General features: G+C 65.6%; 20 protein-coding genes and 1 pseudogene. 9 read left to right on the top strand and 12 right to left on the bottom strand.

Going from position 1 to position 23,815, the window contains the following annotated elements; genetic code table 11:
* Both V9L18_RS06105 and V9L18_RS06100 read left to right on the top strand, forming a co-directional pair.
* Positions 1–513, top strand: a 513-nt coding sequence (locus tag V9L18_RS06105) for a catalase (protein ID WP_337346273.1), incomplete at its 5' end; no start/stop codon positions are given.
* Positions 514–681: 168 nt separating this feature from the next.
* On the top strand, positions 682–1,317 hold the full coding sequence (locus tag V9L18_RS06100) for a DUF2461 domain-containing protein (RefSeq protein WP_337346272.1): 636 nt from the start codon (positions 682–684) through the stop codon (positions 1,315–1,317).
* A 16-nt stretch (positions 1,318–1,333) separates the two neighbouring features.
* Here V9L18_RS06100 and V9L18_RS06095 read toward each other — a convergent pair whose 3' ends face one another.
* The 8 genes from V9L18_RS06095 to V9L18_RS06060 form a co-directional block, all read right to left on the bottom strand.
* A complete protein-coding gene (locus V9L18_RS06095; protein ID WP_337346271.1) occupies positions 1,334–1,939 on the bottom strand; it encodes a TetR/AcrR family transcriptional regulator in 606 nt (201 codons plus the stop codon).
* 175 nt (positions 1,940–2,114) lie between these two features.
* Positions 2,115–3,671 (bottom strand): amino acid permease, encoded by a 1,557-nt coding sequence (locus tag V9L18_RS06090; RefSeq protein ID WP_337346270.1) that lies wholly within the window; start codon positions 3,669–3,671, stop codon positions 2,115–2,117.
* Between the two features lie 175 nt (positions 3,672–3,846).
* Positions 3,847–4,296: a DUF779 domain-containing protein gene (locus tag V9L18_RS06085; protein WP_337346269.1), complete on the bottom strand. Its 450-nt coding sequence runs from the start codon at positions 4,294–4,296 to the stop codon at positions 3,847–3,849.
* 16 nt (positions 4,297–4,312) lie between these two features.
* On the bottom strand, positions 4,313–5,335 hold the full coding sequence (adhP, locus tag V9L18_RS06080) for an alcohol dehydrogenase AdhP (RefSeq protein ID WP_337346268.1): 1,023 nt from the start codon (positions 5,333–5,335) through the stop codon (positions 4,313–4,315).
* A 59-nt stretch (positions 5,336–5,394) separates the two neighbouring features.
* The gene (gene exaC / locus V9L18_RS06075; protein WP_337346267.1) at positions 5,395–6,918 is read right to left on the bottom strand and encodes an acetaldehyde dehydrogenase ExaC; all 1,524 of its coding nucleotides are present in this window, start codon (positions 6,916–6,918) and stop codon (positions 5,395–5,397) included.
* Positions 6,919–7,049: 131 nt separating this feature from the next.
* A complete protein-coding gene (locus V9L18_RS06070) occupies positions 7,050–8,462 on the bottom strand; it encodes a helix-turn-helix domain-containing protein (protein ID WP_337346266.1) in 1,413 nt (470 codons plus the stop codon).
* A 120-nt stretch (positions 8,463–8,582) separates the two neighbouring features.
* The gene (locus V9L18_RS06065; RefSeq protein ID WP_337346265.1) at positions 8,583–10,025 is read right to left on the bottom strand and encodes an FAD-dependent oxidoreductase; all 1,443 of its coding nucleotides are present in this window, start codon (positions 10,023–10,025) and stop codon (positions 8,583–8,585) included.
* Between the two features lie 130 nt (positions 10,026–10,155).
* On the bottom strand, positions 10,156–11,154 hold the full coding sequence (locus tag V9L18_RS06060; RefSeq protein WP_337346264.1) for a DNA topoisomerase IB: 999 nt from the start codon (positions 11,152–11,154) through the stop codon (positions 10,156–10,158).
* 177 nt (positions 11,155–11,331) lie between these two features.
* Between V9L18_RS06060 and rarD the strand changes: the two genes are divergently transcribed.
* A complete protein-coding gene (rarD, locus tag V9L18_RS06055) occupies positions 11,332–12,279 on the top strand; it encodes an EamA family transporter RarD (protein ID WP_337346293.1) in 948 nt (315 codons plus the stop codon).
* A gap of 97 nt (positions 12,280–12,376) precedes the next feature.
* On the opposite strand, the gene gabT is transcribed toward rarD, so the two are convergent.
* Entirely contained in the window at positions 12,377–13,747 is a 1,371-nt protein-coding gene (gene gabT, locus V9L18_RS06050) for a 4-aminobutyrate--2-oxoglutarate transaminase (RefSeq protein WP_337346263.1), read from the bottom strand.
* Between the two features lie 70 nt (positions 13,748–13,817).
* Positions 13,818–15,248 (bottom strand): gamma-aminobutyraldehyde dehydrogenase, encoded by a 1,431-nt coding sequence (locus V9L18_RS06045; protein WP_337346262.1) that lies wholly within the window; start codon positions 15,246–15,248, stop codon positions 13,818–13,820.
* A gap of 157 nt (positions 15,249–15,405) precedes the next feature.
* Between V9L18_RS06045 and V9L18_RS06040 the strand changes: the two genes are divergently transcribed.
* The gene (locus tag V9L18_RS06040) at positions 15,406–16,842 is read left to right on the top strand and encodes a PucR family transcriptional regulator (protein ID WP_337346261.1); all 1,437 of its coding nucleotides are present in this window, start codon (positions 15,406–15,408) and stop codon (positions 16,840–16,842) included.
* Positions 16,843–16,923: 81 nt separating this feature from the next.
* On the opposite strand, the gene V9L18_RS06035 is transcribed toward V9L18_RS06040, so the two are convergent.
* Positions 16,924–18,504, bottom strand: a complete 1,581-nt coding sequence (locus tag V9L18_RS06035; RefSeq protein ID WP_337346260.1) for a CYTH and CHAD domain-containing protein — start codon at positions 18,502–18,504, stop codon at positions 16,924–16,926.
* Positions 18,505–18,653: 149 nt separating this feature from the next.
* Here V9L18_RS06035 and V9L18_RS06030 point away from each other — a divergent pair, with 149 nt between their 5' ends.
* The 3 genes from V9L18_RS06030 (at position 18,654) to V9L18_RS06020 (ending at position 21,904) form a co-directional block, all read left to right on the top strand.
* Positions 18,654–19,874: an MFS transporter gene (locus tag V9L18_RS06030; RefSeq protein WP_337346259.1), complete on the top strand. Its 1,221-nt coding sequence runs from the start codon at positions 18,654–18,656 to the stop codon at positions 19,872–19,874.
* A 6-nt stretch (positions 19,875–19,880) separates the two neighbouring features.
* Positions 19,881–20,561 carry a FadR/GntR family transcriptional regulator gene (locus V9L18_RS06025; RefSeq protein ID WP_337346258.1) on the top strand — a complete coding sequence of 227 codons (681 nt, stop codon included), beginning with the start codon at positions 19,881–19,883 and terminating at the stop codon, positions 20,559–20,561.
* 131 nt (positions 20,562–20,692) lie between these two features.
* The gene (locus tag V9L18_RS06020) at positions 20,693–21,904 is read left to right on the top strand and encodes an AI-2E family transporter (RefSeq protein WP_337346257.1); all 1,212 of its coding nucleotides are present in this window, start codon (positions 20,693–20,695) and stop codon (positions 21,902–21,904) included.
* A gap of 86 nt (positions 21,905–21,990) precedes the next feature.
* On the opposite strand, the pseudogene V9L18_RS06015 reads toward V9L18_RS06020, so the two are convergent.
* Positions 21,991–22,525, bottom strand: a pseudogene (locus V9L18_RS06015) (hypothetical protein).
* Positions 22,526–22,680: 155 nt separating this feature from the next.
* On the opposite strand from V9L18_RS06015, the gene V9L18_RS06010 reads away from it, so the two are divergent.
* Together V9L18_RS06010 and V9L18_RS06005 are read left to right on the top strand one after the other, a co-directional pair.
* The gene (locus tag V9L18_RS06010; protein ID WP_337346256.1) at positions 22,681–22,971 is read left to right on the top strand and encodes a hypothetical protein; all 291 of its coding nucleotides are present in this window, start codon (positions 22,681–22,683) and stop codon (positions 22,969–22,971) included.
* 3 nt (positions 22,972–22,974) lie between these two features.
* Complete coding sequence (locus V9L18_RS06005; protein ID WP_337346255.1) at positions 22,975–23,802, top strand: DUF1206 domain-containing protein; 828 nt, start codon at positions 22,975–22,977, stop codon at positions 23,800–23,802.
* Positions 23,803–23,815 lie beyond the last annotated feature (13 nt).

Raw genomic sequence — 23,815 nt, 5'->3', positions numbered from 1 at the left:
AAAATGCTCCAGGCCCGCATCTTCTCCTACGCCGACGCACACCGCTACCGCGTGGGCACCAACCACGCCCAGATCCCGGTGAACCAGCCCAAAAACCAGGTCAACAACTACAGCCAGGACGGCGCCGGACGCTACCAGTTCAACGCCCCGAGCGTGCCCGTGTACGCCCCGAACTCCGTCGGCGGTCCCGCTGCCGTGGAGCCGCAGAACCCCGCCGGCGGCTGGGAGAACGACGGCGAACTGACCCTCTCCGCGCACACCCTGCACGCCGAGGACAGCGACTTCGGCCAGGCCGGCACCCTCTACCGCGAGGTCTACGACGACGCCGCCAAAGCCCGCTTCCTCGACACCATCACCGGCGCCGTGGGCGGCGTGAAGAGCCCCGGCATCAAGGAACGCGCCATCCAATACTGGACCAACGTCGACGCCGAACTCGGCGCCAAACTCCGCGCCAACCTCGGCACAGCCGCTGCCGCCGACTCCGACGCCGAAGCAGCCAACAAGATCGGCTAACCCGCCGTCCAGTTCTGTGCCACCGGCTGGCTTATGCCACTGGTTGGCCCGGCACCTGAGAACACCCCGCTGCGGATTTTCCGCGGCGGGGTGTTCTGCGTTGCTGCGATTTCCACATAGGGAATGCCGGCTCTGGCTGAGGCACCCTACGGTCCTTAGGATCACTGCATGAGCACATTCCAAGGCATCCCCGCAGGGGCATTCGAGTTCTACGCTGAACTTGAGGACAACAACAACCGGGAGTGGTGGCTGGACCACAAGGACCGCTACAACACCTTGGTCAGGGATCCGGTCACGGCCCTGCTGGCCGAACTGGAACCGCGGTTCGGCCCGGGCAAAGTCTTCCGGCCCAACCGGGATATCAGGTTCTCCCAGGACAAATCGCCCTACAAGACCGCCCAGGGCGCCTTTGCGGCCACTCAGGAGGGCGTCGGTTACTACGTGCAGGTGAGCGCGGGCGGGCTGTTGGTGGGCGGCGGATGCCACACCAGCACACCGGCCCAGCTGGTCCGGTTCCGGAATTCCGTCGATGCCTCGGGCACCGGCGAAGCGCTCCGGCAGATCGTTGAATCAGCGGCCGCCGCCGGCTTTGTGGTGGAAGGCGAAAAACTCAAGACCGTGCCGCGCGGCTTCGACAAGGACCACCCCAGGGCGGAGTTGCTGAAGCACAAGTCCCTGTCCGCGCGGGTTGAGCTTGGCCAGCCGGACTGGGTGCATGGACCGGAAGCGGCCGAGAGGATATCCGCGATGTGGGACCAGCTGCGGCCGCTCGTGGAGTGGGTGGGCCGGCACGCAGCCCCCTAAAACGTTCGCCGGAAAGTCAGGCTCCCTGGGACACCGCAGCCAGGCGGGCCTCCAGGTTGTTGAAAAAGACAGTCAGCATCAGCTCAAAAGCGCGGGTGGCGGCTTCGGGCTGGTTCATCACCACAAAATCGAACTGCCGGCCGTAGAAGGTGGACGTGAACAGCCGGGCGTCCGTATCCGCAAAGTCCTCCGGGATGCCCTGAACCATGAGCCAGTCCCTGGTTTTGTGGTGCAGCATGCGGAAGTTTTCCTGCGAGGTCCCGCGCGGTTCGGCAGCCACAATGTCCTGTGCCGTGGCCTCGAACTCAAGCCTGGCCAGGTGCCGGTTCCGCTGTGCCATGGTCCACTGCCAGGACTCCAGCAGGTAGTTCCTCCAGGCGTCCCGGTCGATGTCGTGCACGTCCGTGGTGCGCATGCTGTCCAGCCGTGACTCGATAGACCCGATGATCTCGTTGACCAACTGCTCCCGGCTGCCGAAGTGGTACACCAGCACGTAGGCGCTGATGCCCAAACCTTCGGCCAGGCTGCGGAAGGTCAGTTCAGCAAGCGTCTTGTCCATCAGGTAGTCCAGGATCGCGGAGAGCAGCTCTGCCTTGCGTTCGGGTTTTGCGGGGCGGGCCATGAATCCATCTTAGGTAACAGGGCCTGGCAACCCTGCCGTGGGTGCCTTGCGCCAAGGGCCGGTCACCATGCAGCGGCGCTGCCCCGCACGGACGGCGCTGCCCCGCACCGCGTGAGCGGGGCAGGGCAGCTAGTGCGGGACAGGCCGGTCTCTTGCCTCCGGCCCACGGTGGCCGCTAGGCGCGGCTGAACTCGTCCTCATCGTCGGCTGACTTGGGGGCGGCTTGTCCGGCGGGGCCGTTGACAGCTTCCTTGGCCTCGGTGAAACGCTCGTTGAGGCGGGAGTGCCGCTGTCCGTACGAGAAGTAGATGACGATGCCGATCACAAGCCAGATCGCGAAGAAGATCCAGGTCTCCACCGCCAGGTTGGTCATCAGGTAAAGGCACAGCAGGGCCGAAACCACCGGCAGGACCTTGCCGAACGGCACACGGAAGGAGGGCTTGAGGTCCGGGCGCTTCTTCCGCAGCACCAGGATGCCCAGGCTCACCATCACGAATGCGGACAGCGTCCCGATGTTGATCATCTCTTCGAGGAGGTCCACGTTAGTAAGGCCGGCGACGAGTGCCACGGCGGCACCGCAGATCACCTGGAGGCGTGCCGGCGTCGAACGCTTTTCACTGGTCTTGGACAGGGCCCGGGGCAGCAGGCCGTCGCGGCTCATGGCCAGGACTACGCGGGACAGGCCCATGAGGAGCACCATGATCACGGTGGTCAGGCCGATCAGCGAGCCGAAGGCGATGACCTTGGCGGCAGTGGTGTCGCCCACCGCCTCGAAGGCAGTGGTCAGAGTGGGGTTCTTGGCTTCCGCGAGGTCGGTATAGGACACCATTCCGGTCAGTGCAAGGGACACCAGGATGTAGAGGAGTGTGACGACGGCGAGGCCGCCGAAGATACCGCGTGGCAGGGTCTTCTGCGGGTTTTTGACTTCCTCTGCCGAAGTGGCCACTACGTCGAAACCGATGAAGGCGAAGAACACCAGGGCAGCGCCGGCGAAGATGCCCAGTGTGCCGTACTGTGCAGGGGCGGCTCCGGTGAGGAAGCCGAAGAAGGACTGCTTGAGTACATCAGCGGTGCCGCTGACACCCGTGGGTTCAGCTGCAGGGACGAAGGGGCTGTAGTTCTCGAATTTTACGTAGGTGAAGCCCACCACAATGACAAAGAGCACCACGGCGATCTTGATCAGCGTGAAGATGTTGCCTACCCGGGCAGAGAGCTTAGTGCCCAGCACCAGAAGGACGGTGAAGACCGCAACGATCAGGAAGGCTCCCCAATAGAGGTCAACGCCGCCAATGGACAGTGCTGCCGGGACGTCGGCGCCCATCAGGGCGAAGACCTTGCTGAGGTAGATGCCCCAGTACTTGGCGATCACGGCGGCGGCAGTGAAGAGCTCCAGGATCAGGTTCCAGCCGATGATCCAGGCCAGCAGTTCGCCCATGGTGGCGTACGTGAAGACGTAGGCCGACCCGGCGACAGGGATGGCGGTGGCAAACTCGGCGTAGCACATGATGGCCAGCGCGCAGGTGACGGCGGCGATGGCGAAGGAGACGGTCACGGCGGGTCCGGCGAAGTTGGCCGCTGCCTTGGCTCCGACCGAGAAGATGCCGGCGCCGACGGCGACAGCCACACCCATGATCATCAGATCCCAGGTGCTCAGTGACCGCTTGAGCTTGCGTCCGGGTTCATCGGCGTCGGCCATTGACTGCTCGATTGTTTTGGTCCGGAGGAGGTTCATAAGGAGATCCACAATCCTGATAGGGGATGGAAACAGACTTATCAACTTTACTGTCCATCCACTGGACGGTTCCAGTTGTCCCGTATCGTGAGACGCGCCGTATGCCGAAGTTAATTGCGGAAAACACCTTGAGGCCCTCCTTTTGGAGGGCCTCAAGGCTAAAGCATCGAACTGCCTAGGCGGGCCAGTCCATCAACGTGGAACGGATGAGGAAGCGCTTGCCCTCCGGTGATTCCACCGAGAATCCGCTGCCCCGGCCCGGAACCACGTCCACTGTCAGGTGGGTGTGGCTCCAGTAGCCGAACTGTTCCCGCGACATCCAGAACTCCAGCGGCTGCCCTTTCCCGGGGCCGCCGGGCGGGTCGGACGTGACGCCGCCGCCGGTCCCGGCTCCGGATAAGTCGAACAGGCCCAGCAGCACATCCGAGTCGCCGGTAATGAACTCCCCGGCGGGATAGCACATGGGCGAGGAGCCGTCGCAGCAGCCGCCGGACTGATGGAACATCAGCGGCCCGTGCTGCAGCCACAGTTTCCGCAGCAACTCCACAGCTGCGGCGGTGAGCGCTACCCGGGAAAAGTCCTCCCCGGGCAGCGTCACTGCAGCGTCGAGCTTCGCCTCCGGCATCAGAACGCGTCCTTCATCAGAACTTGATGACGACGCGGCCGTCGATCTTGGCGTGCTTCATTTCGTCAAGGACAGCGTTGACCTCGAAGAGTTCCCTGGTGGACACCGTGGGGTGGATCTTGCCCTGGGCGTAGAAGTCAAGTGCTTCCTCCAGGTCCTGCCGGGTTCCCACGATCGAACCGCGCACGGTCAGGCCCTTGAGCACAATCTCGAAAATGGGCGCCGGAAAGTCGCCCGGCGGCAGCCCGTTGAACACAATCGTCCCGCCGCGGCGTGCCATGCCGATCGCCTGTCCAAAAGCGGACGGGTGCACTGCGGTAACGAGGACTCCATGGCAACCTCCGGTTTCACGCTGGATGACTTCTGCTGGATCTTCGTGCAGGGCGTTGACGGTCAGTTCGGCTCCGTGGGCCTTGGCCAGGGCGAGCTTGTCGTCCGCGATGTCCACGGCCGCAACGCGCAGGCCCATAGCAACCGCGTACTGGACGGCGATGTGCCCCAGGCCCCCGATGCCGGAGATGGTGACCCACTGGCCCGGCTTGGCCTCGGTCATTTTCAGGCCCTTGTAGACGGTGACTCCGGCGCAGAGCACGGGGGCCACTTCGACAGGGTCCGTGCCGGCCGGGATCCTGGCGGCGAAGCGGCTGTCCACCAGCATGTACTCGCCGAAGGAGCCGTCCACGCTGTAGCCGGCGTTCTTCTGCACCTCACAGAGTGTTTCCCAACCCGTGCGGCAGTACTGGCAGTCGCCGCAGGCGGACCAGAGCCAGGCGTTGCCCACAAGATCGCCGATGGCGAGGTCCGTGACGCCCTCGCCGAGGGCTACTACTTCGCCCACGCCCTCATGGCCGGGGATGAACGGCGGAGTCGGCTTGACCGGCCAGTCACCCTCCGCTGCGTGGAGGTCGGTGTGGCAGACACCGGTGGTGAGTACCTTGACGAGGGCCTCCCCCGGCCCGGGGGTTGGAATGGCGAGCTCCTGGATCTGGAGATCCTTGCCGAATTCAGTTACTACTGCTGCGTGCATTGTCGTCGTCATTGGCGAAATCCTTGCGTTGTTAGCGGGTGGTCGGGGTGGTAGGGAACGCAGGCTGGACTCTAGAAGAAGCCCAGCTTGTTCTCGTTGTAGCTGACCAGGAGGTTCTTGGTCTGCTGGTAGTGGTCCAGCATCATGGAGTGGTTTTCACGTCCGATGCCTGAGGACTTGTAGCCGCCGAACGCGGCGCCAGCCGGGTAGGCATGGTAGTTGTTGACCCAGACACGGCCTGCCTGGATTTCGCGTCCGGCGCGGTACGCAACGTTGCCGTTGCGGGACCACACGCCGGCTCCGAGGCCATAGAGGGTGTCGTTGGCGATTTCCATCGCGTCGTCATAGTCGCTGAAGCGGGAGACGGAAACCACCGGGCCGAAGATCTCCTCCTGGAAGATCCGCATCTTGTTGTGGCCTTCGAAGACGGTGGGCTGGACGTAGTAACCGCCGGCCAGGTCACCGGGAAGCTCCGCACGGGCACCGCCGGTGAGCACCTTGGCGCCCTCCTGCTTTCCGATGTCGATGTAGGAGAGGATCTTCTCGAGCTGGTCATTGGAGGCCTGGGCGCCCACCTGGGTCTCGGTGTCCAGCGGGTTGCCCTGGATCATCTTTTCAACCCGGGCCACGGCGTCGGCCATAAAGGACTCGTAGATGTCCTCCTGGACCAGGGCCCGGGACGGGCAGGTGCAGACTTCGCCCTGGTTGAAGGCGAACAGCGCGAAGCCTTCCTGGGCCTTGTCGTAGAACGCGTCATTGTTTTCGGCGACGTCGTTGAAGAAGATGTTGGGGCTCTTGCCGCCGAGCTCCAGGGTGACCGGGATCAGGTTCTGGCTGGCATACTGGCTGATCAGCCGGCCAGTAGTGGTCTCGCCAGTGAAGGCGATCTTGCGGATCCTTGGGCTGGAGGCGAGCGGTTTGCCAGCCTCGACGCCGAACCCGTTGACGATGTTGAGGACACCGGCAGGGAGCAGGTCACCGATGAGTTCGATCAGGACCAGGATGGACGACGGCGTCTGCTCGGCCGGCTTGAGGACCACGGCGTTGCCTGCAGCGAGGGCGGGAGCGAGCTTCCAGACGGCCATCAGGATGGGGAAGTTCCACGGGATGATCTGGCCGACCACGCCGAGCGGCTCGTGGTAGTGGTAAGCGGTGGTGTCGTCGTCCAGCTGGGACAGCCGGCCCTCCTGGGCGCGGACGGCGGAGGCGAAATAGCGGAAGTGGTCCGCGGCGAGCGGGATGTCCGCGTTCAGGGTTTCACGGATGGGCTTGCCGTTGTCCCAAGATTCGGCCACGGCCAGCATTTCAAGGTTTTCGTCGATCCGGTCGGCGATCTTGTTCAGGATTGCGGCGCGCTCGGCCACTGAGGTCTTGCCCCAGGACGGCGCGACCTTGTGGGCGGCGTCGAGTGCCAGCTCAATATCCTCTGCTGTGCCCCGGGCCACCTCGCAGAAGACCTTGCCGGTGACGGGGGTGATGTTTTCGAAGTACTGGCCCTTGACGGGGGCAACCCATTCGCCGGCGATCCAGTTCTCGTAGCGGTCCTTGAATGTGACCTTCGAACCGTCGGTACCGGGCTGTGCGTAAACAGTCATTGCTAGCTCCTTTGCTGTGCATGGGGCGGGCCTTGATGCTGGGGCCGCCGTTGGTTTCAGCGTAGGAGTGTGAAGGTTGCAGCCAGGTTGCACAGCCGTGAGCCAGCTCACAGCAAAGGTTGCACAGACAGTTAAGCGCTCAGCTCGGCTTCCAGCCGTTCAAGGTCGGCGACGATGGCGGCCCGCTTGGGCGAGCGCGCGGGCAGCAGCTTCAGGGCGGCAAGCCGCACGCCGACGTCGTCCCTCGCCTCGGGCAGGGACGCGTACTTGAGCAGCGTCTCGGCGCTGCCGTCGGTGAGCACTGCCTCACGCATCAGCGAAGAGACCCTCTGGCGAAGGTCGATGATGCCCGGGGCTTCGGACCTCGGCAGCACCGCGCCGCGGTAGATCTCCAACGCAATCCGGTGGGCACCGCGTTGCAGGCAGCTCAGGACCTGGCCGCTGTCCGGCACGAGGTCCATGCTGAGCTTGTACGGCCGGGATTCGGGCACGGCAGCGGGGTTTAGCTGCTGGAGGATTTTGCGCAGCCGGACCATTTCGGCGCGGAGGGTCATCTTAGAGCCGTCGCCCGGGTAGAGCAGGACGGACAGCTCCTCGGCGTTCAGACCGTCAGGGTGGGTGCTGAGCAGGGCGAGGATTTCGCTGTGCCGGGCGGAGAGAGCCACGGTTTTGCCTTCGATGCTCAGCAAGGCCTGGTCTCGCCCCAGGAGCTGCAAACTGTTGCGGTAGAGGCTGCCTTCCTTTGCACCGGAGGCTCCCGCTCCCCCGGCCGAACCCTCCCTGGCCGCGGAACTGTTGCTCCGCCGTCGTACAGGCCTGCTTGCCAGGGCGGCAGCGAGCTGGAGCCGCTCAACGCGGAGCTGCGCCTGCGCGGCGGCAACCGTGGCTTCGACAAGCGAGAGGGTATGCGGGGCCACCGCGGTGGCCTTGCCCGTGATATCCACAACGCCCAGTAATGCGCCGGAGTCGGGGTCGTGGAACGGCACTGCGGTGCAACTCCACGGGTGAACCGACCGCTGGTAGTGCTCGGCTCCGGAAATCTGGATCCCGCGGCCCAGGGCCAGGGCAGTCCCGGGTGCGCTGGTGCCTACGGTGGCTTCGGACCAGTCCGCCCCGGGCACGAACATCATGCCTTCCGCTCGCCGCTGCAGGACCGGGTCGCCTTCCACCCAGAGGAGGCGGCCCACTTCGTCGCCCACGGCCACCAGGAGGCCGCTGTCGTGACTGGGCTGGACCAGCAGCTTGTGGATCACGGGCATGATGCTGGCGAGCGGGTGCTGGCGGCGGTATTCCTCCAACTCGTCCGTGTCCAGGGCGAGCGGCGCTTCGGGGTTGTCCGGGTTGGCCAACAGCTGTGCGGACCGCCGCCAGGACTCCCGGATCAGCTTGCGCAGGCCCGGGATTTCCTCAGCGCCGGGGAAATCTGCGCTGGCGTCGGCGAGGCGTGCCACGCCGTCGAGCTTTTCATGGCCCGCCAAGGCACTCCGCTGGATCAGCCCCTCGGAGTCGTTACCGGGAGCTGCCGGGTGGATCAGGTTCCTCATCGAACTCCCACTTGCGCTCGGCCTGCAGGCACGGGGCATCGCTTCCAGCCTGCGTGTGGCCACCAGTGTAGCCCCGCGGCCGCGGACCCGCCTAGCAACTCATGTGCGGCGGACCGGAAGTCAGCCGCGGGAGAGGCTGATCATTTCCTCGCGTGGGACCACCTTGATGCGTTCGCGGACGATGCCGTCGGTGGCTTCAGAGCCGGTCCAGGCCGCGCCGAGGGCTGCCTCGTGGGCGTCCAGCTTGTTCCAGCCCTCCCACGTGGTGTACTCGATTCCGCGCTCCTCCAGGAGGTGGATGATCGCCTGCGGATCCGGGTTCTGGGCAGGGGGCAGCGTGAGCCGGTCCTCCAGCAGGAAGCCGATAGTCTCCAGCGCGTCGCCCTTGGTGTGCCCGATCAGGCCTACAGGGCCCCGCTTGATCCACCCGGTGGTGTAGATGCCCGGCACAGGGTTGCCTTCAGCGTCCAGCACGCGGCCGCCCTCATTGGGGACCACACCGCGTTTGGCGTCGTACTCGAGCTCGTCCAGCGCGGAGCCGTGGTACCCGATGGCGCGATAGACGGCCTGCACGGGGTAGTCCACCATCTCGCCGGTGCCTTTGACGTTGCCGGTGCCATCGAGCTGCATCCGCTCAAATTTGATGCCTGCCACTTTTCCGGCACCGCCGTTGTCGGGGTCGTCATAGATCTCCACCGGGCTGTGCAGGAAGTGCAGGTGCAGGCGGCGGGAGGAGGGCTGCTCCGATTCCGCGTGCTCCTCGACCAGCCAGTTGGTGAGCGTGTTCACCATGGTCTTGATTTGGTTGTTGCTGCGGATCGCTTCGTCGGACGCTTCGTCGAACTCGAAGTCCTCCGGGTAGAGGACGATATCCACGTCCTTCATGTGGCTCAGTTCACGCAGCTCCAGCGGGGTGAACTTGACCTGGGCGGGACCGCGGCGGCCAAAGACGTGGACGTCGGTAACCGGGGAGTTTTTCAGGCCCTGGTAGACGTTGTCCGGGATTTCGGTGCTGAGCAGTTCATCGGCGTGCTTGACCAGCATCCGGGCCACATCCAGGGCCACATTGCCGTTGCCGATCACGGCGATTTCCTTGGCGTCCAGCGGCCATTCGCGGGGAACGTCCGGGTGGCCGTCATACCAGGAGACGAAATCGGCGCCGCCGAATGAGCCGTCGAGGTCGATGCCGGGGATGTCCAGCTGGGCGTCCTTGATGGCGCCGGTGGAGAAGATCACGGCATCATAGAAGGCGCGGAAATCGTGCAGCGTCAGGTCCCGCCCGTACGTGACGTTGCCCAGGAAGCGGATGTCGCCCCTGTCCAGGACCTTATGCAGGGCGTTAACGATGCCCTTGATGCGGGGGTGGTCCGGGGCCACCCCATAGCGGATCAGGCCGTACGGCGCGGGGTAGGCCTCGAACAGATCGATACTGACCTCGAAGTCGCCACCTTTGACCTCGTTGGACTTGGTGAGGATGTCCGCCGCGTAAACCCCCGCCGGTCCGGCGCCCACAATGGCGACGCGGAGGGGACGTTTGGAGCTGGATTCGCCTGGGTTGGACACCGGGAGCCCTTCTGGAACGAGGAGGATGCGAGTTGGTGGCTCACAATGCAGGTAGCGCACACGCAGTTAGCGCACAATGCCCCATTCTAAATGTCTACGGGGCCGGACGGGGTAACCCGTGACGCAGGCCTCAGCCGCTTTTCTGCAGCGGCACTACATCCCCTTCGCGGTACAGCAGCGCCCGCAACTCCGCCTCGGCGGAGTCCACGCGTTTGGGGTCGATGGTCTCCCCCGCAGCGAAATGGTCCAGCAGCCGCGGATCGACGTAGCTTTTGCGCGCAATCGACGGCGTGTTCCCAAGCACCTCAGCCGCCTCCGTCATGGCCACGCTGATGGCCCGCTTCCGGGCCGCCACGGTCTTTTGCGGACCGCTGCGGGCCAGGCTCACTGCAGCTGCAACCGTGCCGCGCAAGGTACGGAAGTCCTTGGCGGTAAAGTCCGATCCTGTTCGTTCCTTGACGTAGCCGTTGATGTCGGCGCTGGTGACCGGATGCCAGCTGCGGCCATTCTTGTAGGCAAGCAGCCGGGCGTTGCCGCCCCGCCGCTTGAGCGTGCGCACCAGGGCGGCGAGGTCGGCGTCGTGGATTTCCGATTCCCAGTCCTTGCCGCTCTTGGCGGGAAACTTCAGCTCCAGGCACTCCTTGCGGACGTGCACGTGGGCACACAGGAGGGTGGCCAGGCCGTGGCTGCCGTTCTCATTCGTGTACCGCTCCGAGCCCACCCGCAGGGATCCGCTGTCCAGCATCCGGAAGGCCGCGGCCAGGACGCGCTCGCGGCTATGCCCCTCCCTGCGCAGGTCCAGGGTAACCAGGCGCCGGGCTGTGGGGAGTGACTCCGCCAACTGGAGGGCACGGTCGAACTTCACCCGGTCTTTCCGCTCCCGCCACTCGGGGTGGTAAATGTACTGCCGCCGGCCCACGGCGTCCAGGCCCGTCGCCTGGATGTGCCCGTTGTCGAAGGGCGCGATCCATACGTCAGTCCAGGCCGGCGGGATCCCGATGCTTTCGAGCCTGTCCCGTACGGGCCCGGGCGGCACCGTGGAGCCGTCCAAATCGCGGTAGCTGAAGCCTTTTCCTGCGGCAACCCGGCGGTAGCCGCGTCCGGAGGCGTTGCTGCGGCGGAGCCTCACGCCGAGGCCTCCTGGGGATTCGTCCTTCTCATAAAAGCAAGCATACTGACCAGTTCTTGGAATACCTGTCCACCGACTGGTGTTATCGGTTAGGTGCCTACTCCCGACGGATCCGTCTCCTCCCCCGCCCCCAGCGCCCGGTTGAATTCAACCCGGCCAACCGCGTCCAGGCAGGGCATGCCGGCTCCCGGGCTCAAGGCCGTGGACAAGGAGACGACGGCGGGAATCGCTTTCGGCATCGGCGCTTACGGCCTGTGGGGGCTGCTCCCCGTGTACTTCTTTGTCCTGCAGCCGGCCGGCGCAGTGGAAATCGTGGCCAACCGCGTGGTCTGGTCACTGATTTTCTGCGCGCTCCTCATTACCGTCACCCGCTCGTGGCGGGCGCTCACCGGAGCGTTCCGCGACCGTTCGGTCTTCGGTACCCTCACTATTGCGGCCGTCCTCATCGCCGTGAACTGGCTGACGTACACCTACGGCGTGACCACCGGCCAGGCGGTGGAAGCCTCCCTGGGCTACTTCATCAACCCTCTGGTGTCCGTGCTGCTCGGCGTGTTCGTCCTGAAGGAAAAGCTGCGTCCCTTGCAGTGGGCCGCCGTCGGAATCGGGTTTATTGCCGTCGGTGTGCTGACAGTGTCCTACGGCAAGCTCCCGTGGATAGCGCTGACGCTGGCCGTAAGCTTCGGCCTGTACGGTTTTGTGAAGAAACGCGTGGGCCCAAAGGTCGACGCCGTGACTTCCCTCAGCGTGGAGACCATGGTCCTTACCCCGCTGGCCGCCGCCACCATGGTGTGGCTGGGCGTCAGCGGCACGGCCACGCTGACCAGCTACGGTCCCGGGCACTTCTGGCTCCTGCTGGCCTCCGGAGTCATCACCGCCGTGCCGTTGCTGTTTTTCGGCGCCTCCGCACGGCGACTGCCGATGACCACCATTGGGCTGCTGCAGTACTTCGCGCCCATCCTCCAGTTCATTGTGGCGCTTGTGGTGTTCCGGGAGGCCATGACGCTGGAGCGCTGGATCGGCTTCGGCGTGGTGTGGCTCGCGCTGCTGGTCCTCACAGTGGACATGCTCCGCGCCACGCGCAAGAACTCCGTGGCCAGGAAGCTGGCCCGCACCTCAACCCCCTGAAGCGCGGACACGTGAGGCCCTGGAAACATCAGTTTCCAGGGCCTCACATGCTTGTTCGCGCCGTTGCGAGGGGGCGCTAACTCTGTGGCGGTGCGTCCTAGGCGTTGGCCTTGATGGCGGCGGCCAGGACGTCCAGGCCATCGTTCAGCAGCTCGTCGGTGATGACCAGCGGAGGCAGCAGGCGGATGACGTTGCCGTACGTGCCGCAGGTGAGGATGATGACACCCTCCTTGAGGCAGGCAGCAGCCACGGCCTTGGTCAGCTCCGGGTTGGGTTCCTTGGAGCCGGCCTGGACCAGTTCGATGGCCAGCATGGCGCCGCGGCCGCGGATGTCCCCGATCACGGCGTTGCCGGCGCCGGCCAGCTCGGACTGGAGTGCCTGCAGGCGCCCGGTTGCGAGGGTCTCGATGTGGCGGGCCCGGCCGGCGAGGTTGTACTCCTCCATGGAGCCGATGGCAGCGAGTGCGGCGGCACAGGCCACCGGGTTACCGCCGTAGGTCCCGCCCAGGCCGCCGGGGTGGACGGCGTCGAGCAGGTCGGCGCGGCCGGTGATGGCGGACAGCGGCATGCCGCCGGCAATGCCCTTGGCCATGGTCATGATGTCCGGGACAACGCCCTCGTGGTTAACGGCGAACCATTCGCCGGTGCGGCAGAAGCCGGACTGGACCTCGTCGGCGATGAAGACGATGCCCTTCTCCTTGGCCCAGTCGGCCAGCGCCGGCAGGAAGCCGTCCGCCGGAACGATGAAGCCGCCTTCGCCCTGGATGGGCTCGATGATGATGGCGGCCACCTGGTCGCCGCCGATCTGCTTCTCGATCATGGTGATGGCACGCTTGGCAGCCTCGGCACCGGTGATCGAGGGGTTTTCCTCGCGGTACGGGTAGCTCATGGGCATGCGGTAGACCTCGGGCGCAAACGGGCCGAAGTTGGTTTTGTACGGCATGGCCTTGGCCGTCAGCGCCATGGTCAGGTTGGTGCGGCCGTGGTAGGCGTGGTCAAAGGCGACGACGGCGTCACGCCCGGTCGCGAGGCGGGCCACCTTGACGGCGTTCTCCACTGCCTCGGCACCGGAGTTGAACAGCACAGTGCGCTTCTCGTGCTCGCCCGGGGTTAGGCGGTTGAGCTGCTCGGCGAGGGCAACGTAGCTTTCGTACGGGGTGACCATGAAGCACGTGTGGGTGAAGTGCTCCACGGCTTCCTTCACGGCACCGACGACGGCAGGATCGGACGCGCCGACGCTCGTCACCGCGATGCCCGAGCCGAGGTCGATGAAGGAGTTGCCGTCGACGTCGTGGATGATGCCGCCGTCGGCGTCCGCAACGTAGACGGGAACGCTGGAGGCAACTCCGGCGGCGACCACTGCCTTGCGGCGTTCGGTCAGGGCCACGGACTTGGGACCCGGGAAGTCCGCCTGGACGCGGCGCTTCTGCTCCAGGCGGAAGGTGATTTCACTTGCGGTGGTGGTCATGGCGAAGCCTTTCTTCAAAGCTGGGGTGAGGCGAAAAGGTTGGGGGGCCAGTGGGGACTAGGCGGCTGGGTTATGCATCAAGCGCACTCATCACATGCTTGATGCGCGTGTAGTCCTCAACGCCGTACATGGAAAGGTCCTTGCCGTAGCCGGACTGTTTGAAGCCGCCGTGCGGCATCTCGGCGGTGAGCAGGATGTGGGTGTTGATCCACACTGCACCGAAGTCCAGGTCGCGGCTCAGGCGCATGGCCGTGCCATGGTCGGACGTCCAGACGCTGGAGGCCAGGGCGTAGTCGACGTCGTTCGCCAGCTCCACCGCTTCTTCCTCGGTGCTGAACTTCTGCACCGTGATAACCGGGCCGAACGTTTCCTTCTGGACGATGTCGTCCGTCTGCTTCGCGCCGGTGACGATGGTGGGTTCGAAGAAGAAACCCTTCTCCCCCGCACGGTGGCCGCCGGTGACAATTTTGCAGTTCTCCGGGAGGTGCTCCACCACGGACGTGACGGCCTTGAAGTGGTTCACGTTGTTCAGCGGGCCGAAGTAGTTCTCTTCATCGTTCTGCGAGCCCGTGTGCAGGGTCTTGGTGTGTTCCACCATGGCCGCCACGACGTCGTCGTGGACTGAGTCCTCCACCAGCACGCGGGTGATGGCGGTGCAGTCCTGGCCGGCGTTGAAGAAGGCGAATTCCGCGATGGCCGCCGCGCTCTTCTTGATGTCGGCGTCCTTGAAGACGATGGCCGGGGCCTTGCCGCCGAGTTCCAGGTGGGCGCGCTTGAGGCCCTTCGCAGCGCCGGATGCCACGGCGATGCCGGCGCGGACCGAGCCCGTGATGGAGACCAGCCCGGGGACTTTGTGGTCCACCATCATCGCGCCGGTTTCACCGGTTCCGAGCACCACGTTCAGCACGCCGGCTGGGAGGATGTCCCCTGCGAGGCGGGCCAGCACGAGGGTGGATTCCGGCGTGGTGTCCGAAGGCTTGAGGACCACGGTGTTGCCGGCGGCCAGGGCGGGGCCGATCTTCCAGATGGCCATCAGGAAGGGGTAGTTCCAGGGCGCGACCTGGGCCACGACGCCGATGGGCTCGCGGCGCACGTAGGACGTGTGGCCTTCGAAGTACTCGCCGGCGGACTTGCCTTCAAGGATGCGGGCGGCGCCGGCGAAGAAGCGGAGCTGGTCGGCGCCGGCGGCGATTTCCTCGGAGGCGATGAGTGAGCGGACCTGGCCGGTGTTGCGGTGCTGCGCTTCGACGAGTTCGTCGCTGTTGGCTTCGATGGCGTCGGCGAGCTTGAGCAGCATGAGCTGGCGCTGGCCGGGGGTGACGTGTTTCCAGCTCTTGAACGCATCCTTGGCGGCTGTCATGGCCGCATCAACGTCCGCCTGGATGGAGACGGGCGACTGCGCCACGACCTCGCCGTTGGTGGGATTGACGATGTCCAGCAGGCTGGTGCCGGCGGGCGTGACGAACTCACCGTTGATGAAGTTCTGCAAGGTTTGAACCACGGTGTGCAACCTCTTTCATAGGAATCATCAGCTGCGAAGCGGATGGATGCGACTGCTTTGAGCCTATGCCAGCGCCCTTGGCCAGGGAATAGCCACCTGCACACCCTTGGGGGAAATGTTTAGTGCGGTTGACCAGCGTCCGGTTATCCTTGGAACCATGGCCATTTCCCTCGCTGCTCTCCTTGGCGTGAGCTCCCTGAACCTGTCCAAGGCAGGCCTCGCCGAGACCACCTGGCACCAGGACATCAACTGGGTGGCCGTGACCGAACTTGAGGATCCGCAGCGGTTCATCAACGGCGGTGAACTGGTGCTCACCACGGGGTTGCGCCTGAAGTCAGCGCCGGAGCAGCGCAGGTTTGTCCGGCAGGTCCAGCGCGCCGGGGCAGTGGGGATCGGATTCGGTATCGGCCTCTCGCACGACGTCGTCCCGCCAGCGATGATTGCCGAGGCAAACCGCTGGGGCCTGCCGATGGTGGAAGTCCCCTATGAGACCCCGTTCATTGCCATCGGCAAGCTCGTGGCGGATGCCCAGTCCGCGGACCACTACTCCAAACTGGAGCGGCTGATCGCCGGGCACCAGGTCCTGGCCCGTGCGCTCCTGACCGGCGGCGGCCTGGCGGAGCTCCTGAAGCACCTGGGCAGCATGCTCCGGACCGACATCGCACTCACCCAGTTCACGGCGCAGCTCTACAACAGCAGCAAGGAGCACCCCTCCGCGGACACGTGGGCCTCCTACCCGATCCCTACCGGCCGGCGCGATGCCTGCACGCTGTGGGTACGCCAGCCGTTCGAGGACTCAGGCATCATCGGTTACGCCCAGAACCTGATCAGCGTGGAGCTGAACAACATGGTCAAGCAGCGCCAGGCCCAACGCGCACTGTGCGGCCAGGTACTGGAGGACGTCATCCACGGCGCCCTCGAAACCAGCGAGGCCCAGCGGCGTCTTGCCGGCGTGGGGCTGAACAGCACGCGCAAGAACGTGGTGCTCCTGGCTGTCTCCGCTGCCCACCACAAGGCCTTGGTGAGCACCTCGGTGCCGCAGCCCCTGGAGAACGCGGTGGCCGCCGTCGTCGGGAAGGACCTGGCAGTGGTGATTAACGACGACGGCGGCGCGGCACCTGCGCTGGCCCGCAAACTCAGCGATCACCTGGCTGAGGCGGGCATCCATGCGACGATCGGCATCGGCGGCGCGTACACCAAGCCCAACGGCCTGCGCTGGAGCTACTTTGAGGCCCGCGACGCGGCCAGCCACGGCCTGCCGGTGAACGAGCCCGAACGCCTCAGCCTGACCTCGCTGCTGCTGGCCAGCGAGGACGTCCCGCTGGCGGACATGGCCAACGAGTCCCTCAATCCGCTGCGGGCCTTCGACTCCGCCCACGGCGCGGAACTGATGACCACGCTGGAGAGCTACCTCAGCAACAACGGTTCGGTGGCCGCCGTCGCCGAGGCCCTGACCCTGCACCGGAACACCGTGCGCTACCGCTTGGCCCAGATCACCGAGCTGACCGGCTACGATCCCTCAGTCACGGCGGACCGGGTACAGCTGTGGCTTGCCCTGGCGGTGGCCCGGCTCGGGGGCCGGCAAGGCAAGTAGCCCCCGTCCCCCGCCCAACTAGGTAGCAGCAGATGCTGTTATGAGGGCTCATAACGACATCTGCTGCTACCTAGTTGGGGCCTAGAGCACTCCCGCCTTGAGCCGCTTCTTGGATTTCTTGCGCACCTTCAGGTACTTCTTCTCGGCGGCGGCGGCGAGCTGTACCTGCCGGGTCTTGAGCGTGACGTACGCAGACGCGACCGGTTCCGGCACGCCGGACGCGGCGGCGCACCCAGCCAGGAGGTCCCGGGCGATGACGCTGTCGTGGAAATCGCCGAGTGCCTGCTGCTGCTGGTGCGCGGCCTTGGCGACCTTAGCCGCGCGCTTGCCATAGACCGGGCCCGCCGATTCCGCCACATGCCGCAGTTTCTTGGCATTCTTGCGGACCTGGTGCAGGGCGGTCTCATGTGGGGCACCGCGGCGCGCGTTCTTCGCGTCGCGGTGCGACCGGCGCAAGCGTTTGGCGGCCTTATTGACCGCCTTGCCCGAAATCCTGCGTCCTGAAGAGGCACCTTCCGGACGGACCGGGGGGTGGTCGCGGAAGCTTTCGAGATCGTCAAGGAGCCTGTAGTAACGCTCGGATAGGAGGGCCTTCTGGAGCTTCCGATAGCCGGTGTCCAGGGTATCGCCCAGTTCCTTCTCGAGCCAGCCCTTCCCTGCGGCTGCGGCATCCTCTGGCGAAAGGTCGCCGATGTGCCCGCGGATCCTGTCCAACATGACCTGGGCGTCGCGCGGTTCCCCGAGGAGCCTGCCGAGCAGTCTGAGTTCATCCCGCAGCCGCCGGACTGTCACGGCGTCGTAGAGCCGGCGGTAAGCCGCGAGCGCCGAGCGTGCCCGGCGGGCGGCTGAGCGCATGTCGTGCACCGCTTCGGGCTCCTCCAGCCGGACACCCGCATCGTGCACCAGGATTTCCCGGATCTGCGCGGCAAGGTAGGCCGTCACGACGGCGGTGGCAGGCGATTTCTTGCCCGGCACCGGAACGGCGGGAACCGCTGTGTCAGTGGGATCCTGGCCCGGCGCGCCGGCGAGCGCCCGCGCGAGCTTGGACGCGTGTTCCGAGGGCTGCGCTCCTGCATCGGCCAGGACCGCCGCCGCTGCAGGGAAGAGGTCGGGGCTGCCGTGCACGAGCTCAAGTTCCCATTCACGCCACTGCTGCGTACTGCCCGGCCCGTCCTCCGCACCAAGCAACGCGGCGCTGACCCGGTCATCGAGGAGGTCCGCGAGGTGCGTGCCGTCCTCGCCATACAGCGGGTGCGTGGTCCGCTCGGTTTCCAACCTGACCACAGGTGCCACAGTGTCACCGCGCAGGTAGGCGCGCAGGTGGGCCATCAGCCTGTCAGGCACGACGTCGGGCTGGCCCAGCGGCTCATGAAGCTCGCGCCGCTGCTGGGGTGCTGAATCAGGATCGGTCGCCGGCGCTTCCGGGGCGGCTTCGGGCGGCAGCTTCAGATGCCAGCCGGCATCGGCACCGCCGGTCCGCCGCCGCAAGGTCATCCGCCGGGAAGCCAGGGTATGCCGGCCCGTGTCAAAGTACACTGCATCCAGGGTTGCCGTGCGCGGCTCCCCCACGCGCGCCACCCCCGGCACATCGGTGAGCGAAGGTACCTCGGCCGACGCGCCGACGTCGTACTTCTTTTCGATCTCGACTCCCTCGGAAACCACTGCAGGCCGTCCTTCCGCATCAGTGCGGCGCCTCCGGACCAGGTTGCCCGGATATGCCGTGGCCACGAGTCTATTGCCCCGAAGTTAACGACGGGAGAGATTCACCACAAAACCGTAGACATCAAACGTCTAACGTCTAACCTTAGAAGATGCCCATCGCCGCCCCTGCCCCCTCAGCACTTGAAGCTTCACCACCCAAACCGCGCACCGCCGTCGCGTTCGGTGTCATTGCGCTGGTGCTGATTGGCCTGAACCTCCGAGCCGGGATCACCGGGGCGTCGGCGCTGCTGCACGATCTGCAGCTGGTGCTCGGCTACGGGCCGCTGGTGGCGTCGATCATTCCGTCCATTCCCACGCTGTGTTTCGCGGTGGCGGGCGCGGGCACGTCCTGGCTCACGGGGCGGCTGGGCGTGGAGAAGGCCATCCTGCTGGCGCTGGCCATGCTGGCCGGCGGCTTGATGGTCCGGGGCATTCCGGCCACGGGCGCACTGGTGGCCGGGACGGTCCTGGGCATGTCCGGGCTGGCCGTCTGCAACGTTGCCATGCCGTCCTTCATCCGCGAGCACTTCGCCCACCGTACGTCGCTCATGACCGCCCTGTATACGGTGACCATGACCACCGGGGCCACTGTGACCGCCGTCGCCGTGGTCCCTCTCGCCCAGGCACTCGGCTCGCCTTCGGCCGCCGTCGGAGCGATCGGCATCATGGCCATGGCGGCGTTCCTGGGCTTCCTGCCCGTAGTCCTGCACGCGCACCGCAACAGCACGCGCACCAAGGCTGTTCCCATCTCGCCGTGGCCGCTGCTGCGCACCCGCAAGGGGCTGCTCCTCACCGCGATCTTCACCCTCCAGGCCCTGCTCGCGTACGCCCTGCTGAGCTGGTTCCCGTACATGCTCACCACCATGGGGCTCAGCGCCTCCGCCAGCGGCCTGATGTACGGTCTGATGCAGCTGGTGTCCGTGCCCGCCGGGATGGTCCTGATTGCCATCGGCTCCCGGCCCCGGATGCTCCGCCCGGCGTTTTACCTGGCCAGCGTCACCATGGCCGTGGGCATGGCGCTGCTGCTATTCCTGCCCGTCACGCTCGCCGTGGTCCCTGCCGTCCTGCTGGGCTTCGGTTTGGGAATATTCCCGCTGGTGATGGTGATGATCAGCCGCAGCGGCGAGAGCACGGCGGAGACCACGGCGCTTTCCACCCTCGCCCAGTCCACTGGATACCTGCTGGCTACCGCAGGCCCCTTCGGCACAGGGCTGCTGCATAGTGCCACCGGCGGCTGGACGCTGCCGCTGGCCATCCTGCTGGGCCTCGCCCTGGTCCAGATCGTTGTTGCGCACCTGATCAGTGGCCGGCCGGCCGCTCAGAAGAAGTAGGACATCATGACCCTGAGCACCTCGCACCGCCAGCCGCTTGCCGACGAAATCACCGCCAAACTGCGGGCCATGATCCACTCCGGTGAATGGCCGCTCCAGCAGCGGATCCCGTCCGAACCCGAATTGATGGCCAAGCTGGGCGTCTCCCGCGGTACGCTCCGCGAAGCAATCAAGGCCCTGGCCCACAGCGGCATGCTGGAAGTCCGGCGTGGGGACGGCACCTACGTCCGCGCCACCAGCGAAATGTCCGGCGCGGCGCGGCGCATGTACCAGGATCACACCGAGGCACACATCCTTGAGGTGCGGGTGGGGTTGGACACCCAGGCTGCCCGCCTCGCCGCCCGGCATGCCACGGCCGACGACGTCTCCGCAATGCGCGCCCTGCTCGCCGAACGTGCTGAGGCCTGGCACGCGGCCGATTATGCGGCATGGGCCCGCGCCGACTGGGGTTTCCACGAACGTGTGGCCCAGGCTTCCGGTAATCCGCTACTGCACGAGCTCTATGTCAGCTTCGGCCACGTTTTCCACGACGACCTCCTGAACCAGCAGCGCCGCGCCGGCTTTGACGGACTCCCCGATGAGGGCCACGGCGCCCTGGTGGACGCCATTGAGGCACGCGACGGGGAGGCGGCCGTGGCCAGCGTCAACCGGAACCTGAACTCCTGCGCGGAGTGGCTCGGGGCGTAGCCCGGCGGCACGGGGTTTCGTCGGGGTTTCGTCGGCGCCGAATCGGTCAGTAGGCTTACGATCCTAGTGAGGTAGTTATGCCTGCGTTGCGCCCCCGCACCCAGGCCCCCGCTTGACGATGAGGAGTTCCCATGGCGCGAGCACCACGCCTGACCGAACGCGGGCCGGGCAGTGAGAACCCGCAGCCGGCACCAACCGATGAAGCGGCCCAGCCGAAGCCCGCAGCCGCCAGCCGGGTGAAGGAATCCAAACCGGCCAGCGCCTTGTGGGCCGACTCACTGGGCAGGGTAGGCATCCGCTCCGCCCAGGTCCTGCTGATTCTGGCCGTCGCCGTGGTCTCGGTCTACGCCCTGATGCAGATTAAGCTCCTGGTGATTCCGGTCCTGATCGCGCTGATCCTGGCCGCAGCCATCGGCCCGTTCGTGAACATGCTTCGGCGCCGAGGCATACCGGGCGCTGCCGCAACGGGCATTGCCTTTGTTGCCCTCCTCATTTTGCTCGGCGGCGTCTCCACGGTGATCTATTTCTCGGTCCGTAGCCAATGGACAGAGCTGGCGCAGCAGGCCTCTTCAGGCCTGGACGAACTGGAGAACTTCCTGCGCAATGGTCCCGTGCCCATCGACCAGGAGCAGCTAAACCAGGCGCGTGAGGGGATCATTCAATTCGCTACGAGCAGCCAGGTCCGCTCAGGCGCCATCACCGGCCTGTCCGTGGTTACCGAGTTCATCACCGGGACCATCCTGATGGTGGTCATCCTGTTCTTCTTCCTCAAGGACGGCGCCAAGATCTGGAATTTCTTCCTCCGGCCGTTCAAGGGTGAGCGCGAAGCGAAACTCCGCCGCGTGGGAAGCCGCACCCTGGAGGTGCTGGGCGGTTATGTCCGTGGCACCGCCATCGTGGCCCTGGTGGATGCAGTAGCAATCGGCGCAGCGCTCCTCATCCTGCAAGTACCGCTGGCATTCCCGCTGGCCATCATCGTCTTTATGACCGCCTTCATTCCGCTGGTGGGGGCAACGGTGGCGGGCATCCTCGCGGCACTGGTTGCCCTCGTTGCCAACGGCCCCGTGGTGGCGCTGATCGTCGTCGCGGTGGTTGTGGCCGTCAACCAACTGGAGGGCGACTTCCTGCAGCCTGTCGTCATGGGCAAGTCCCTCCAGCTCCACGCCCTGGTGATCCTGATGGCACTGACCGCTGGCACCATCCTCGCGGGCATCGTGGGCGCGGTGCTGGCCGTCCCGCTGGCCGCTGTGGCCTGGGCCATCATCCAGGTGTGGACTGCGGAAGATCCTGACCTCCAGGACATGAACCCGGACCTCCCGCCGCCCAACAGCCAGCCCGTCTGACACCGGCATCAGGGCTTCCGCAGGGGAACGCCCGACGGCGGCCAGGCACCTGGGTGCCGGACCGCCGTCGTACTTCCCGGTGCCGTTTAGGAGCGGAGGCCGGCGAAGACGTTCTTGGGCCGCTGCATCTCGCCGTGCTTCGCACCCAGGATGATGACCAATGCGGCGAAGGCCGGTATGGTCCACTGCAGCATCTTGAGCTGCTGCTGTGCCGACTTCAGCTCCTCGGACGCCTCCGGCGCGGGTTCCGTAGCGCCGCTCGCCCTCATCGGCGAGCTTGTCCACCTTCTTGCCAAGGAGGCCAGCATAGAGCGTTACTGCAGCGCCGGCGACTGTCACCGCCGTCTTAATCGCGGTGTCCCGGGCCACACCCTCCTGCTTGGCGATACGGCCCTTGTTCTCCCAGGCGATGGCGAGGTCGGCCACCAAGTGTGAAGCGAATGCTGCCGTCTGGATGGGCGCCCACTTCATCCAGCCGGAACTGGAGAGCCTCGTGCGTTCCGCCGGATCCTTGGCTTCCGCGGCTGCCCCGTTGAGCCCGATCGCTCCCATCAGCGAACCGCCGAACCATGCCGCAGCGCTCAGGTCGTGAACGGACCGGGCAACAAGATTTCCTGCCATGATGTGGTTTCCTAACGTCGAACTGGTTCCGAAATGCCGCGGGTGCGGTCTTTATTAACCGTGTCCAATAAAGGTCATGGTCAGGCTATGGTAAGCACACTTACTAATGTTACGAAACCCCGACTTCCAGCACTGTTACGCGTAATATCGTCGCCATGGACAACACTGGGACCTTATTTGGCTGGGCATTCGGGGACCCCGCCCGCCAAGATGACGAGTCGTACCTGGCAGGCCTGGAGAAGGAAGCGTTGGAAAACGCGACGGCGACAGCAAAAGCCAAAGGCGTAACGGTGGTTAAAGGCTCAGAAGTCTTCACGGCCCTCAGCGCCCATGACAGCCTGGTGGAGCTGGACCACGCTCCCGGCAAGCTCGTGGTCCGCTGCACCGTGCACGTGGAAGGCCCCGGTGCCGGGAAGATGCATGCCGAAGGGCCCATGAACGGCTGACTCATGGCAGACGGGGAATCCAGCATCAGCGAGGCGGCAGACGCCGTCGAGGAGGCGTCGGACACCAAGGCGCTGGACATCGTGGCGCGCTCCGGATTTGCCGTGATGGCCCTGCTTCACATCATTGTTGGCGCTATTGCCATTGCCCTCGCTTTCGGCCAGGCGGGTCAGGCGGAGGCGACCGGCGCCATAGAGCAGTTGGCCGCAAACCCTTGGGGCCCCGCGGTACTGTGGGCCTGCGTCATTGCCTGCACCGGCCTGGCACTGTGGCAACTGAGCGAAGCAACGCTGCGGGCACGGCACCGGTCCGGCACGAAGCGGCTCGGGAAGCTGATCTCGTCAGGCTGCCTGACAATTGCCTACGGAAGCGTGGGCCTGAGCTTTGCTGGCTTTGCCATCGGCATGCGCGGGGACTCGGGAGACACCACCCGGGACTTCAGCACCGCACTCCTGAACGCCCCGCTCGGGCTGCCTGTGCTGGTGGCCGTAGGGCTGACCACCATGGGCGTGGGCGTCTATTTCGTGGTCAAGGGCCTGCGGCGCGGGTTCAAGAAGGAGCTCTTCCGGTTTGACGGGACACGCCGTGGCCGCCTGATCGACTCGCTGGGGGTTGCCGGCCACGTGGCCAAGGGCGTGGCGCTGAACCTGGCCGGGCTGCTGTTTGTCATCGCGGCCGGCAAACAGAGCCCCGAAGAATCCACCGGCCTGGACGGAAGCCTCAAGGCGCTCCGCGACCACCCGTTTGGCCCATACCTGCTCGTCGCGATCGGGGCGGGCTTCATTTGCTATGGCATGTTCGCGCTGGTCCGGGCGCGTTTCGGCCGGATGTAACCACCAATGGAGG

The sequence above is a fragment of the Pseudarthrobacter sp. CCNWLW217 genome (assembly GCF_037203985.1).
Classification (GTDB): domain Bacteria; phylum Actinomycetota; class Actinomycetes; order Actinomycetales; family Micrococcaceae; genus Arthrobacter.
This window is presented reverse-complemented; position numbering and strand designations above follow the sequence as displayed.